This is a genomic window from Catenibacterium sp., from assembly GCF_052354645.1.
GTDB classification, from domain to species: domain Bacteria; phylum Bacillota_I; class Bacilli_A; order Erysipelotrichales; family Coprobacillaceae; genus Catenibacterium; species Catenibacterium mitsuoka_A.
This window is the reverse complement of record NZ_DAWDDM010000014.1, coordinates 1-14,582: the sequence shown is the minus strand read 5'-3', so window position 1 is coordinate 14,582 and position 14,582 is coordinate 1. Positions and strand designations below refer to the sequence as shown.

Genomic DNA, 14,582 nt, shown 5'->3' with positions numbered 1-14,582 from the left:
ACTATTCGATTTTAAAAGAAAAGACTGTTAACATTTAGTTTGTCAACAGTCTGAGTCCATCACTAGATGGACTATTCAAAAAGAAGGATTTAGAAAACAATCTTCGCAATAATTCTTGCTTTAATAACACCTTCGTGATTTTCAATCACTTTAGTGATATCTTCTGATAAATCATTTGTATCAATGACAGTATATGCATATTCACCACGTGCTTTATTGACCATGTTTTCAATGTTCATGCTCTTTTTCGCAAATGCGTTCGCAAATACTGCTAACATGTTAGGAATATTCTTATGAATAATACATACACGATATGTTGTTGTACGTGGTTCTACAACTGTAGGCAAGTTAACAGAGTTCTGAATATTACCATTTTCTAAGTAATCAATCATTTCTTTTACGGCCATAGTTGCACAGTTATCTTCTGATTCTGGAGTAGAAGCACCTAAGTGTGGCAATACAACTGTATTTTCAGTTTCTACAAGTTCTTTAGAACCAAAGTCTGTAATATAACGTGCCACTTTACCTGACTTTAATGCTTTAATGATATCTTCAGTATTTACTAATGTATCACGTGCAAAGTTCAAGATACGTACACCGTCTTTCATCATTGCAAGTGACTTCTTGTTGATCATATTCTTTGTGTCAGGAGTTGCTGGTACATGGATAGTAATATAGTCACATTCTTTGAATAATTCTTCTACAGTAGCTGCTTTATGAACCCATTTAGATAGTTTCCATGCTGCATTGACACTGATATATGGATCATAACCATAAACTTCCATGCCTAATTTAACAGCTGCATTGGCTACATTCACACCAATTGCCCCTAAACCAATAACACCAAGCTTCTTACCATCAATTTCAGGACCAACAAACTGGCTCTTACCTTTTTCTACAGCTTTTCCAAAATCATCAGCTGGTAATGTCTTTACCCATTCAATACCAGGAATCACCTGTCTTGAACTTAAGAATAAAGCACATAACACTAATTCTTTAACCGCATTCGCATTAGCCCCTGGTGTATTAAATACACAGATTCCTTTTTCAGTACATGTATCTACAGGAATATTGTTGACACCTGCACCTGCTCTTGCGATAGCCTTTAATTCAGCTGGAAAATCATAGTCATGTAATTTAGCTGATCTGACTAGGATTCCATCTTCATGTTCTAAATTATCACCGACTTCATAATTATCATCAAAGATCTCTAAGCCCTGTTCAGAAATCTTATTTAAAGTTTTAATCTTATACATATTACTTATATTTCTCCTCGAATTCTTTCATGAAATTAACTAAATATTCTACACCTTCATATGGCATTGCATTGTAGATAGATGCTCTAATACCACCTACACTACGATGTCCTTTTAAGTTTGTCATACCTGCTGCAATAGATTCCTTTACAAATTCAGCATCTAATTCTTTAGATGGTGTTGTGAAAGTTACATTCATATTAGAACGTGCATCTTTCTTTGCATGTGGTTTATAGAAGTCAGACTGATCTAAGTAGTCATAAAGAAGTTTAGCTTTCTTTTCATTCTTTTCCTTCATCACTTCTAGTCCACCCTGTTCATCAATCCATTTCACTACTAGACCTAACATATAAATAGCCCAGCATGGTGGTGTGTTATACATAGAATCCTTTTCTAACATAGTATCTAATTCAGAAAGAACTGGAATATTAGCTGGATGTGGTTTTACTAGATCTTCTCTAATAATCACAACACCAAGTCCGGCAATACCCATATTCTTTTGTGCCCCGGCATAAATAACACCATATTTAGAAACATCTACAGGTCTTGATAAAATATCTGAAGACATATCCACTACAAGTGGTGCACCCTTTGTATCTGGTACATAGTTCCACTCTGTACCATAGATAGTGTTGTTGTTACAAAGGTGTACATAATCAACACCTTCACGAATATCTAGCTGATCCTGTGTAGGAATTTCTGTAAAATCGTTTTCCTTACCGTTATAGGCAATATGAACATCCCCAAACTTAGCCGCTTCTTTTGCCGCTTTGCCAGAGAAGCTTCCTGTAACGATATAATCTGATTTACCATTCACCATAAGGTTTAAGGCAATGTTTGTGAATTCCTGTGTTGCCCCACCTTGTAATAATAGAATCTTATAGTTATCTGGAATATTTAAAACTTTCTTTAAAGTTGCTTTTGTATCATCAAAAATCTTTTGGTATGTTGAGGAACGATGACTCATCTCCATTACGCTCATTCCTGAGCCTTTATAATTCAGCATCTGATCTGCTGCTTCCTTTAATACCTCTACAGGTAACTGAGATGGTCCTGCAGAAAAATTATAAACCCTCTTATCTGTCATTTTCGATTTCCTCCTTGTTAATTTATATGCATTATATTAGATAAATACAAATTTGTCTACTTATATTATTAAAATATACAAATAATTTGAAAATTATTCAAGATTGTATACAATATAGGCGTATTTTGATAGAGATAGACTCATCTTAATAAATCATTATAATTAAAATTAAGAAAGAGGTGGCTTATGAAGAAATTTAAGAATGCGACAATGAATGATATTTTTGCAGGTATTATTGTTGCTTTTATATCTATTCCTATATCAATGGGATATGCTCAGGTAGCAGGTCTACCAATGGTCTATGGTTTATATGGTTCTTTGGTTCCTATTCTCGTATTTAGTTTATTTACTACGAGTCATGATTTTGTATTTGGTGTAGATGCAGCCCCTGCAGCTCTTACTGGAAGTGCATTGGCGACTCTTGGCATTACTGCAGGAACAAAGGAAGCAATGCAAGTGGTCCCTGTTATTGCACTCATGGTTGCTTTATGGTTGATCTTCTTTTCAATTATTAAAGCAGGACGTGCAGTTAAGTATATTTCTACACCTGTCATGGGTGGATTCGTAACAGGTATCTGTTTATCTATTATTATGATGCTTGTTCCTAAACTCTTTGGTGGGACAACAGGAACAGGTGAAATATTCGAATTAGTCAATCATATTATTAAAGAATTACCACTCTTTAATGGTTTATCTTTTGTATTAGGTATGAGTACCCTTGTCATTATTCTTGTTGTAAAGAGAATAAATAAGAAGATTCCTATGCCTATTCTTATGATGTTTATAGGAGCTTTATTAACTGCTGTATTCCCTTTAGAAAAATATGGAGTAAAACTATTGCCTCATGTTGATCCAGGTTTACCAAAACTTGTGATTCCTTCTATTGCCCATGTAGATATTTCTGCTTTATTCTTTACTACATTATCTATTGCGATAGTTGTACTCGCACAGACTCTATTATCCGCACAGGGTAATGCAATGAAAGATGGCTATAAATTAGATGGAAATAAAGAAATATTTGCCTATGGTATGGCTGAACTAGCTACTTCACTTGTAGGATGTTGTCCGACTAATGGTTCTGTTTCTAGAACAGGACTTGCAAGACAGTATGGATGTAAGACTCAGGTGATGAGCTTATCAGCTGCTGCAACTATGACACTTCTTCTATTATTTGGTACAGGGTTTATTGAATATCTTCCCGTTCCTATTTTAACTGCTATCGTTATTACCGCCTTACTTGGTGCCTGTCACTTTGCGTTAGGTAAACGTTTATTTAAAGAAAGTAGAAATGAATTCTATATCTTTATGGCTGCATGTTGTGGAGTACTCATCTTTGGAACTATTTATGGTGTTGTAATTGGTATTGTCTTATCTTTCCTCGCTGTAGTTATTAAAGCAGTCACTCCACCAGCCCATTTCCTAGGTGTTATTCCCGGGCAGACAGGTTTCTTTAACCTAGAGAAGAATGCGAATGCAAGACCAATTAGACATACTATTATTTATCGTTTCCCAGGAAATCTATTCTTTGCGAATATTGATAAGTTCCAGGAAGATATAGAAAAAGCGATAAAAGAAGATACTGAGCAGGTTATCGTAGATGCTTCTGGTATTAGTAATATTGATTTCACTGCAATTGATCGTTTGATTATCTTCTATAATGATTTACAGAAAAGAAATATAGATTTCTATCTAACACGTCATATGGATCATCTTAATCAGGCATTGAGAGAAAATGGTGGCATAGAAATAATTACAAGTGGTCATGTAAGACGTACAATGCAGCAGGCATTATTAGATTGTGGGCTTGTCCCTCCTTATCCATTAGAAGATTTAGAAACATCTCATATCTCATTTATACAGCCTGAATTAGAATGGGCTTTTGGTGATGAGGCTGAAAAGTATAAACAGAAGATGACGCAGGAAATGTTGGATAAGATTCATTCTAAAACTGACTTATCTCCTGAATTATTAAAAGATATTGAAAATCATACTAACTTTGGTGAAATAGGACTTATTGAAGCGGATGAATTCTTATCAAGACTAGAAATGCATATTCCTGAAATCATGGAAAAAATTCATGAAAATGAGCAGTATGTAGAAGAACGACTCGAACAATATCGTGATCGTATTGAAGAAAAGTTACATGACATGAATCCTGAAACATTACGTGTATTAAAACAGTACCGTAGTAAATATGAAAAGAAGCTACAGGAATTAAATCCTCATGCTTTTAATCATTATAAAGAGCTCCATCAGAAACATTTAGAAAAACTGGAGAAAAACAAAAAGTGAAGATGAACCCATCTTCACTTTTTACATTAAGGAGTAATACAATTATCAAATATTATCCGAGGATTTTCAAAGCAGCATCTAATACCTTTTCACCGTTCATCATACCATAGTCACGCATATTGATGACTTCAATAGGTGTAGATGTTAATTCTCTTAATCTCTTTTCCATATGACGAACTTGTGGACCTAACATAATGACATCCCAGTCATTGAGTTCTTTTTCTGCATCTGTTACTGGGAGAGCCTTCACTTCCATTTCAATGCCTTTATCTTGTGCTGCCTTTTCCATCTTTAATACAAGCATACTTGTTGACATACCAGCATTACATACCAATAAGATTTTATTCATAAGTCTCTCTCCTTCCTTTATATTTATTATATATTTATTAAATTCTGTTGAGCTATTCAATACAAATTAAGGTAGAAAATTATCAATATTTATATTTTATTGAAATACTTTTATGATAGAAATATATCAAAAAAGTGAAGATGACCCAGTCTTCACTTTCGTTGTTAAGGAGTTTGACAATTGTATATTTTTCAATAATTCTCAAAGCAGCATCAAGTACTTTTTCATCATTTATCATACCTGATGACTTTAATTGGTTAAGTTATTCTCCTTTCCTATGTGTTTCATTATATATTTCTCTCCATTTATTTCTATGAAATCACATGAACTAGAAGAATACTTATCAAACTCAATCATCATATTTCCTTTTGTATGAAAAAAATTTGTCAATCTTCTCTTACTTCATTGTTTTTTCCCAGACATCCGCTATATTACGACCTACATCTTCTGGATGATGCGCATCACTTGCAGTAATCATCTGAACATGATGTTTTTTCAAAGTCTGTAATAACTGGTCTGATAAGCCAATATCAGGTGTATGATAACGATAGTAACATCCTACATTGTTTTCTGCTTTCATATGATGTTCATTTAATAATTCAGCAAGTTCATCATATGTAGGCTGTAAGTCATAAGTAGGATAATGGCCAAACATCTTAATCGTATCTGGATGTGCAAGCTGTGTAAATAAATCAGACTTTACAAGTGAGAAAACACATTCATAGTATCTCTTATAGATTTCATCCACAGGATACTTGTTCCATAAGATTTCTTCTGACCATTTCATATCATAGAGTTTACCATCGATAGAATGAATGGCTCCTACTAAGAAATCAAAATGATAAGATTTTAATATTTCTCGAATTGTTTCTTCATATTCAGGTACATAACATACCTCTAAACCAAAAGAAACCTTAATAGGTAAATCCATTGCCTTGATTTCTTTAATTAAAGCACAATATTCATCTAAAGTACTATGAAACTTCATTTCTTTATTGTTTAACCATTCTTCCTGATAAGGAGATGCTTTTCTTACGCCTTCATAAATAGGTCTAAATTCTTTAAAACGATGTGTGTGATCAAGAATCTGTATTTCATCCATACCATTCTTTACTGCACTTTCCACAAACTGTAGTACATATTCTTTTGAGAGATTCCCATATTCTAGATGCATATGTCCATCTGTCATAAATATCACCTTCCTTTTTTTGGGATTATAACACATACATATACATAGTTATAGAAATATAATAAATATTTTAGGAGGTTTTCTATGAACATCTATACATTACTACAAACAAAGACAGACTTTACAACAAGTGAAAAGATGATTGCGAAATACATTTTAGAGAATCCTGAGAAAGTAATTCATATGTCTGCCCAGGAAATAAGTGAAGCATGTTTTGTTTCTGTGACTTCTATTTATCGCTTAGCGACTAAATGTGGCACATCAGGATTATCTGATTTAAAAGTAAAATTATCATCTTCATTATCTGAATATAAAAAGATGGATGAGACATTTGATTTTGATTATCCAATCAAGAAATATCAGACACATCATGAAATGATTGAATTATTAAAAGAAGACTATAATCAAACAGTATTAGAAACAAGTCACCTTTTTGATTTAGATACATTACAAGGTATTGTACAGTTAATGGATTCTTCACAACAGATTGATATTTATACTTCAGCAGGTCATTTATTCTTTGCGAAGAATTTTAGTTTTCAGATGTTAGAGATTGGAAAACAGGTTAATGTTCCTTCAGAAGAATATCAATCACAATTACTTGCCGCATCAAGTGATTCTTCTCACCTTGCAATAGTCATTACCTTTAATGGCCGTGGGATGTTATCAGAAAAGATTCCTTCTATTTTGCATAAGAATCATATCCCTACTGTACTAATTTCTTCTACTGAATATCATCCTGAGATCAAGTATTATGATTATCAGTTATTCTTAAGTTCAAAAGAAAATCACTATAAGAAAATGTCTTCCTATAGTACCAGATTAAGTCTATTATTTGTATTAGATACTCTTTATACAGCATATTTCAAAAGACATTATGAAGAGAATATTGAAAAGAAAACAGAGTACTACAAAAGAATGACGGGAGAATAAATATGGATATACGAGCTATTGTATGTGATGTTGATGGAACATTACTAACTAGTAAACAGGTTGTAGATGAAAGAACTGTTTCATCTATTAAGAAAGCAAGAAGTAAAGGAGTATTATTTGGAATATGTACAGGTAGAGATGCAGATAGTGTAAAAAATCATATGAAATCATGGGGTATTGAAGGATGCATTGATTTTGTAGTGGGTTCTGGAGGTTCTGAGATTGATGATTATATTCTTGATATATATCAGGAGAATCATACTTTGAGTCCTGAATTGATTAAAGAAATCATGAATCATTACAAAGATATGGATTGTAACTTTACAATCTGTCATGAAGGTATTCTATATGCACCTAAGGATGATGATTATATTAGAGATATGGCTGAGGGTGATGGGATTGAATATAGGGTTGTTGATTTTGATACGTTCTTAACACGTCCTTATCGTAAGTTGATGATTATATGTGATCCAAGCTATATGCCTCAGATAGTGGAACGTTCTAAATCATTTAAGAATAAAGACTATAAAGCGTCTGCCTTAGTGACTACCAGTTTCTTGTATGAATATATGGATCCTCATGTATCTAAGTCTAATGGTTTAAAAGAGGCTTTAGCTCTTCATGATATTTCTATATCTCAATGTATGGCTTTTGGTGATGAAGATAATGATATAGATATGTTGGAAGAAGCAGGTATTGGTGTTGTGATGGAAAATGGTTCTATTCATGCGAAAGATGCAGCTGACTATGTCACAAAGGATAAAGATTCCAATGGAATAGGTGTATTTATTGAAAAGTTTATATAAGCTTTTTTATCATTTTTTGAGCGTTTTTTAAGAAAAATGATATAATGTGAAATGGTTAAGAAAGGAGTCAATAAAATGGCAAAAGTTGATATTATTTCTGGATTCTTAGGTGCTGGTAAAACAACACTTATTAAAAAATTATTAAATGAATCTTTAAAAGATGAAAAGTTAGTACTCATTGAAAATGAGTTTGGTGAAATTGGAATTGATGGTGGTTTTATGCGTGATGCAGGTATTACTGTCAATGAATTGAGTCAGGGTTGTATTTGTTGCAGTCTTGCAGGTGATTTTGAAACAGCTTTAAAGGAAGTTGTAGATACATATCATCCTGATCGTATTATTATTGAACCAACAGGTGTTGGTAAGTTATCTGATATTATTGCGGCTGTACAGAAGGTACATGGTGCTGATTTAACACTTGATCGTTTCTTTACTGTAGTAGATGCAAAGAAATGTAAGATGTATCATAAGAACTTTGGTGAGTTCTTTAATAACCAAATTGGTGCAGCAAGCTGTGTAATCTTAAGCCGTTCACAGGATGTGTCTGAAGAAAAGATTGCGGAATGTTTAGATATTATTAGAGAATTAAATCCTCATGCACCAGTCGTTACTACTCCATGGGATCAGATTACAGGTGATATGATTCTTGAAGCAAGTAATCATAAGGATGCTTTAGAAAAGGCATTGATTGCAGCTGAAAAGGAACATCAGGAAAGTGTTCATGGTCATCATCATGAACATCATCATCACCATGATCATGACCATGAATGTGAATGTGGACACCATCATGATCATGACCACGAATGTGAACATCACCATGACCATGATCATGAATGTGAATGTGGTCATCATCACGATCATGAACATCATCATCACCATGATGGAGAAAGCACATTATACTTTGATGAAGAAGATATGCATGATGCAGATGAAGTATTCAATAGTATCGGTATTGAAACAGCACATCCATTTACTAAAGAAGAACTTGATGATAAGTTAAAGACTTTAGGTACTGATGAATCTTTAGGTCATATTCTACGTTCTAAGGGTATTGTGAAGGGTACTGATGGTAAGTGGTTTGAGTTTGACTTTGTAAGTGGTGATTATGAAATCCGTGAATGTACACCAGATGTTGGTGGAAGAATGTGTGTGATTGGTGAAAAGCTTGATGCACATAAAATCTATGATTTAATGAAAGGTTAATGTATGGATAATTTAGAAACAAGAATTTATCTATTTACTGGCTTTTTAGAAAGTGGTAAAACAACATTTATCAACGATACTATTATTAATACTGACTTCTGTGATTATGAGACATCTGTGCTTATTGTGACAGAAGAAGGTGAAGTAGAATATAATGAAGCTGCTATTAAGGAACATAACTGTGAAATCGTTTATGTAGAGAATGAAGAAGACTTGACTGCCGATTTCTTTAAGGATTTAAAGGAGAAATATCATCCTACACAGGTTCTTGTAGAATTTAATGGTATGTGGAATGTAGATCAGTTTGTAGAATCACCATTCCCTGAAAACTGGGATGTTGTACAGATTCTAACTACTATCAATGCCTCTACTTTCCAGCTTTATGTGAATAACATGCGTGCACTTTTATTCCAACATTGTGCTAAGAGTGATTTAGTCATCTTTAACCGTATTGAAGATGGTATGAAGAAGTCTACTTTAAGAAACAACATCAAGGCAATGAATCCTGTATGTCAGATCATCTATGAAAATAAAGATGGTTCTGTCAATACTATGCAGGATGATGAATTACCATATGATTATACACAGGATCATTTAGAAGTTGCGGATCATGATTTTGGTATCTTCTGTTATGATGCGATGGAACATCCAGAACGTTATGATCAAAAGACAATTAAAATTAAAGGTAAATTCATAGGTCGTGATAAAGTGATTCCTAATGGTTTTATTCTTGGTCGTTATGCAATGGTATGCTGTGAACAGGATACTTCATTAATTGGTATGCTTTGTGTAAGTGAATATGCGTCTAAATTCATACCTAATGAATGGCTTCTATTAGAAGGTCATACACATATTGAATATGATCCATCTATGAATGCGAATATCTGTGTTCTTGATGTAGATCATGTTGAAGGGGCTAAACCTTTAGATAACGAATATGTTACATTTGATTAATCCAGGATTTTTCCTGGATTTTTTTATTATGCTTCTTTTAGGGGGGGATAATGGTAAAATATATATGAAAGAAATAACACTTCAGTTTGGAGGAACATATATGAAGAACAGTATCAAGAAGTATCTAAAACACAGTCTTGTAGTAAAATTTTTCATTTGGTTTATTGCATCACTTTTCGCCTTAGTTTGTGTAGAACAAATAATATCTATTAGTCACCCTTACAATACAAATACAAATATTAGATCCTATGGCTTAGTGATTATTGGACTGATTATTATCTTTGGTCTTCTAATCCTAAAAAAACTGGATGACTTAAAACACAAATAATATTCTTAAGAAAGGGGAGCTTTCCCCTTTTTTATTGATTTAATGCGTATTTTTTCGTATAATATCCAAGGTTATCGAGGTGATAAAATGAAAGATTTTTGGTATGAATGTAAACACGTATGTAAACAGACAGGCGCAAGATATGGGATTCTTCATACACCACATGGTGATGTAGAAACACCTATGTTCATGCCTGTAGGAACACTGGCAACAGTAAAAGGTATTTCTCCTGAACAGCTTAAAGAAATGGGTTCTCAGGTTGTACTTGCGAATACTTATCATTTATGGTTAAGACCAGGAAGTGATATTGTAAGAGATGCAGGAGGGCTTCATCAGTTCATGAACTATGATGGACCTATTCTTACAGACTCTGGAGGATTCCAGGTATTCTCATTAGGTAAGACACGTAAGATTGAAGAAGAGGGTGTTACCTTCAAGAGTATTGTGGATGGTTCTAAGCTATTCTTATCTCCTGAAAAGTCTATCGCAATTCAGGAAGATTTAGGGGCTGATATTATTATGAGTTTTGATGAATGTGCACCTTATCCATGTACTCATGATTATATGAAGAACTCTGTAGAAAGAACATTAAGATGGGCTAAGAGAGGTCAGGAAGCACATAAGAGAGAAGACCAGGCTTTATTTGGTATTGTCCAGGGTGGTGAGTTTGCGGATTTACGTGAACTAAGTGCTAAGACTTTAGTTGATATGGATTTCCCTGGTTATTCTATTGGTGGTACTTCTGTAGGTGAACCTAAACCAATCATGTATAAAATGATTGAAGATAGTGTTAAGTGGTTACCTGAAGATAAGCCTAGATATTTAATGGGTGTAGGTAATCCTATTGATTTAATTGAAGGTGCTATGAGAGGTATTGATATGTTTGACTGTGTACTTCCTACACGTGTCGCAAGACATGGTGCACTTATGACACATCATGGACGTATGAATATCAATAATGAAAAGTATAAACGTGACTTTACTCCTATTGATGATAAGTGTCATTGTTATGCATGTAGAAATTATACAAGAGCTTATTTAAGACATCTTCATAAGTGTGATGAAATCTTTGGTAAGTCTTTATTATCTATTCACAATGTTGCATTCTTATTAGATCTTGCAGCAGATATTAGAAAAGCAATTCAAGAAGACCGTTTAGCTGATTTTAAGGAAGAATTCTTAGAACAGTATGGTCGTGATGTTTATGAAAGGGCGTTTTAGTTTTATGGATATTGAATTATTTGATTATGATCTTCCGGAAGAATTAATTGCACAGACACCATTAAAGAAACGTGATACTTCACGTTTAATGGTTCTAGATAAAGAAACAGGAGATGTTGAACATAAACACTTCTATGATATTCTAGATTATCTAAAGCCAGGTGATGTGCTTGTAAGAAATAATACAAAGGTTATTCCAGCACGTCTTTATGGTCTTAAGGAAGAAACTGGTGGACATGTAGAAGTTCTTTTATTAAAGGATCTTCATGATGATTTATGGGAATGTTTAGTAGGTAATGCGAAGATTGTAAAGCTAGGTACTGTGATTACTTTTGGTGATGGTCGTTTAAAGGCTCAGTGTACTGAAATCAGAGAAGAAGGTATTCGTATCTTCAAGATGATTTATGATGGAATTTTCTATGAAATTCTAGATCAGTTAGGTATTATGCCTTTACCACCATATATTAAAGAAAAGTTAAATGATCCTGATCGTTATCAGACAGTCTATGCAAAAGTAGAAGGTAGTGCTGCTGCCCCTACTGCAGGCTTACATTTTACTGAAGAATTACTTCAGAAAGTAAGAGAAAAAGGGGTCGAAATCCTAGATGTGACTTTACATGTTGGTTTAGGCACATTTAGACCTGTTAAGGTAGAAAATGTATTAGAACATCATATGCATAGTGAATATTATGAAATCAGTGAAGAAGTGGCTGAAAAATTAAATCAGGCTAAAAAAGAAGGTAGACGTATTATTGCGGTGGGTACTACTTCTTGTCGTACATTAGAAGCCAACCATTCTAAATATGGATGCTTCAAAGCAGCTCATGAAAATACAAATATCTTTATTTATCCTGGTTATACATTTACTGGTATTGATGCATTGATCACAAACTTCCATCTTCCTAAGTCTACATTAGTGATGCTTGTAAGTGCTCTTGCAGGTAGAGAACATATCTTAAATGCCTATAAGATTGCAGTAAATGAGAAATATCGTTTCTTCTCATTTGGTGATGCAATGTTTATCCACTAATGAAACAGAATTACCGTTTAGTGATGTTGGAGACTCTTAAACATTTAGAAGGACGTCCAAAGTTATTGCTTCATGCATGCTGTGGTCCTTGTTCTTCTAATGTGATTAAAGAGTTATGTCAGTACTTTGATATTACTATTTATTATACAAATAGTAATATCTACCCTGCTGATGAGTATCATCGTCGTGAATCTGAATTAGAAAGATTTGTGAAAGAGTTCAATGATAAAGAGAACCAGAATGTGCAGGTGGTAGAAGACACCTATGATCCTGAAGAATATTTAACGCATATTGCGCCATATAAGGATACTGGGGAAAAGGGCTACCGCTGTTATGTGTGTTATAAGGTAAGAATGGAGAAAGCAAGAGATTATGCTAGAATGCATGGTTTTGATTATTGGACAACTGTGTTGTCTGTTTCTCCTCATAAGAATAGCCAATGGATCAATGAGATTGGTGATGATTTAGATCTAGAGACACCAAAATTCCTTCATAGTGATTTTAAGAAGGATAATGGTTATTTGAAATCAACACGTATGAGTGATGAATATCATATGTATAGACAGAACTACTGTGGCTGTGTTTATAGCTATCAGGAAATGCTAGAAAGAGAAAAAGGGGCTGTAACGGGTAAATAACTCATTATAGTTTCATAAACAGTAAAAGGCGGACCGAAGTCCGCCTTTTATGGTACATTAATTCTACCATGAAAACATACCAACAAGATTATACGGCATATCAGACATATGCGCTACTAGATTTTAATATTTCTTTTGAAAAAGATATACCTGCTGATGATATTTCAAGAACTGTGATTGAAGTTACGGAAAGGATAGATATAAACAAGTTTGTTGACTTCACTCATAGAAATTCTCACGGGTATGATGGTCTCATGATGCTCAGACTGCTTCTGCTTGCTTTTGCGGATAATGGTTATGCATCTACAAGAAAGCTTGCAGAACTATGCAGAACTGACATCAGATATATGTTCATCGCACAGAATCAGAAGCCTTCTCATCAGGCATTTCAGAGATTCATCCATGATGATCTCATTATGTCCGTTGAAGAGATATTCTATGAAATGAACAGAATCATGGAGGATGAGCTTCCTATTGATACAGATGTATTATGCATTGACGGTACTAAGTATGAAGCCAATGCCAACAAGAACACATTCATATGGAGAAAAAATACTGTCAGACATAGGGAAAGACAGTGGAAGAAGTGTAATGATACTATCAAAAGAATCAATAAGTTCTTTAAGGAACAGAATATCAACTGCAGATACTCCATTCTTAGAGAGCCAAATATTGATTATCTATTGAGAGTTACAGATAAAATAGAGATTTACATGAAGGACAATGGAATAGAGTTCGTTCATGAAAAGGATGCAGAAAGAGCGAGATTCAGAAGCTTTATGATGAGCTAGCGAAAGAAGCGATGAAACTTTTTGAATATGCACTGCATTTTGATATGCTTGGTGACAGAAACAGCTGTTCCAAGACAGACCCTGATGCAACATTCATGCACATGAAGTATGACTATTATAATCATACTAACGTTTTCAAGCCTGGATACAATGTCCAGGTAGGCGTGAGTGACGGCTTCATCAGAAACATTTACGTAAGCAGTGACTGTTCTGATATTCAGACATATATTCCCTTCATGGAGAAGTATAAGCTTATGTATGGTAAGCTTCCTTTAAAGACACCTGCTGATGCAGGCTATGGTAGCTATGATAACTATATGTACTGCAGGGAAAACGGTATTGAGCTGTTTATGAAGTATCCAGGATATTATGAAGAATCAAAGAAGACGAATGATAAAAATAGATTCAGAGCCTCTCATTTTGAGAGAACAGAAGATGGTGGGTATATATGTCCTGCTGGTCATGAGTTTGAGGTGGATAAGGTAACTACTGATACAAGGGGCGT

Annotated in this window: 15 protein-coding genes; 11 read left to right on the top strand and 4 right to left on the bottom strand. The window is 33.9% G+C overall.

Annotated elements, in window-relative coordinates:
* Positions 1-89: 89 nt before the first annotated feature.
* Positions 90-1,256 carry a phosphoglycerate dehydrogenase gene (locus ACT8VG_RS01450; RefSeq protein WP_187011922.1) on the bottom strand — a complete coding sequence of 389 codons (1,167 nt, stop codon included), beginning with the start codon at positions 1,254-1,256 and terminating at the stop codon, positions 90-92.
* A gap of 1 nt (position 1,257) precedes the next feature.
* Positions 1,258-2,343 (bottom strand): 3-phosphoserine/phosphohydroxythreonine transaminase, encoded by a 1,086-nt coding sequence (serC, locus tag ACT8VG_RS01445; RefSeq protein ID WP_432270872.1) that lies wholly within the window; start codon positions 2,341-2,343, stop codon positions 1,258-1,260.
* A 186-nt stretch (positions 2,344-2,529) separates the two neighbouring features.
* On the opposite strand from serC, the gene ACT8VG_RS01440 reads away from it, so the two are divergent.
* A complete protein-coding gene (locus tag ACT8VG_RS01440) occupies positions 2,530-4,635 on the top strand; it encodes a SulP family inorganic anion transporter (protein WP_444195059.1) in 2,106 nt (701 codons plus the stop codon).
* 52 nt (positions 4,636-4,687) lie between these two features.
* Here the strand turns inward: ACT8VG_RS01440 and ACT8VG_RS01435 are convergent, their stop codons facing one another.
* Positions 4,688-4,984, bottom strand: a complete 297-nt coding sequence (locus tag ACT8VG_RS01435) for a PTS sugar transporter subunit IIB (RefSeq protein ID WP_187011919.1) — start codon at positions 4,982-4,984, stop codon at positions 4,688-4,690.
* A gap of 397 nt (positions 4,985-5,381) precedes the next feature.
* A complete protein-coding gene (locus ACT8VG_RS01430) occupies positions 5,382-6,173 on the bottom strand; it encodes a histidinol-phosphatase HisJ family protein (protein ID WP_444195058.1) in 792 nt (263 codons plus the stop codon).
* Between the two features lie 84 nt (positions 6,174-6,257).
* Here ACT8VG_RS01430 and ACT8VG_RS01425 point away from each other — a divergent pair, with 84 nt between their 5' ends.
* From ACT8VG_RS01425 to ACT8VG_RS01380, 10 genes are all read left to right on the top strand, one after another.
* Positions 6,258-7,106 (top strand): MurR/RpiR family transcriptional regulator, encoded by an 849-nt coding sequence (locus ACT8VG_RS01425; protein ID WP_444195057.1) that lies wholly within the window; start codon positions 6,258-6,260, stop codon positions 7,104-7,106.
* Positions 7,107-7,108: 2 nt separating this feature from the next.
* Entirely contained in the window at positions 7,109-7,912 is an 804-nt protein-coding gene (locus ACT8VG_RS01420) for an HAD family hydrolase (RefSeq protein WP_432267621.1), read from the top strand.
* Between the two features lie 75 nt (positions 7,913-7,987).
* A complete protein-coding gene (locus ACT8VG_RS01415) occupies positions 7,988-9,115 on the top strand; it encodes a CobW family GTP-binding protein (RefSeq protein WP_195920392.1) in 1,128 nt (375 codons plus the stop codon).
* Positions 9,116-9,118: 3 nt separating this feature from the next.
* A complete protein-coding gene (locus tag ACT8VG_RS01410; protein WP_117458536.1) occupies positions 9,119-10,069 on the top strand; it encodes a TIGR03943 family putative permease subunit in 951 nt (316 codons plus the stop codon).
* Positions 10,053-10,397, top strand: a complete 345-nt coding sequence (locus ACT8VG_RS01405) for a hypothetical protein (RefSeq protein ID WP_444195056.1) — start codon at positions 10,053-10,055, stop codon at positions 10,395-10,397. Before ACT8VG_RS01410 ends, ACT8VG_RS01405 begins: the two co-directional genes overlap by 17 nt.
* A gap of 87 nt (positions 10,398-10,484) precedes the next feature.
* Positions 10,485-11,618, top strand: a complete 1,134-nt coding sequence (gene tgt, locus ACT8VG_RS01400; RefSeq protein WP_022424920.1) for a tRNA guanosine(34) transglycosylase Tgt — start codon at positions 10,485-10,487, stop codon at positions 11,616-11,618.
* A 4-nt stretch (positions 11,619-11,622) separates the two neighbouring features.
* Positions 11,623-12,648, top strand: coding sequence for a tRNA preQ1(34) S-adenosylmethionine ribosyltransferase-isomerase QueA (gene queA / locus ACT8VG_RS01395; RefSeq protein WP_055234297.1), 1,026 nt, complete (start codon positions 11,623-11,625; stop codon positions 12,646-12,648).
* Complete coding sequence (locus ACT8VG_RS01390) at positions 12,648-13,286, top strand: epoxyqueuosine reductase QueH (RefSeq protein ID WP_444195055.1); 639 nt, start codon at positions 12,648-12,650, stop codon at positions 13,284-13,286. Before queA ends, ACT8VG_RS01390 begins: the two co-directional genes overlap by 1 nt.
* Positions 13,287-13,354: 68 nt before the next feature.
* Positions 13,355-14,077 carry a transposase gene (locus tag ACT8VG_RS01385; protein WP_444195054.1) on the top strand — a complete coding sequence of 241 codons (723 nt, stop codon included), beginning with the start codon at positions 13,355-13,357 and terminating at the stop codon, positions 14,075-14,077.
* Positions 14,078-14,088: 11 nt separating this feature from the next.
* Positions 14,089-14,582, top strand: a 494-nt coding sequence (locus tag ACT8VG_RS01380) for a transposase (RefSeq protein ID WP_444195053.1), incomplete at its 3' end; no start/stop codon positions are given.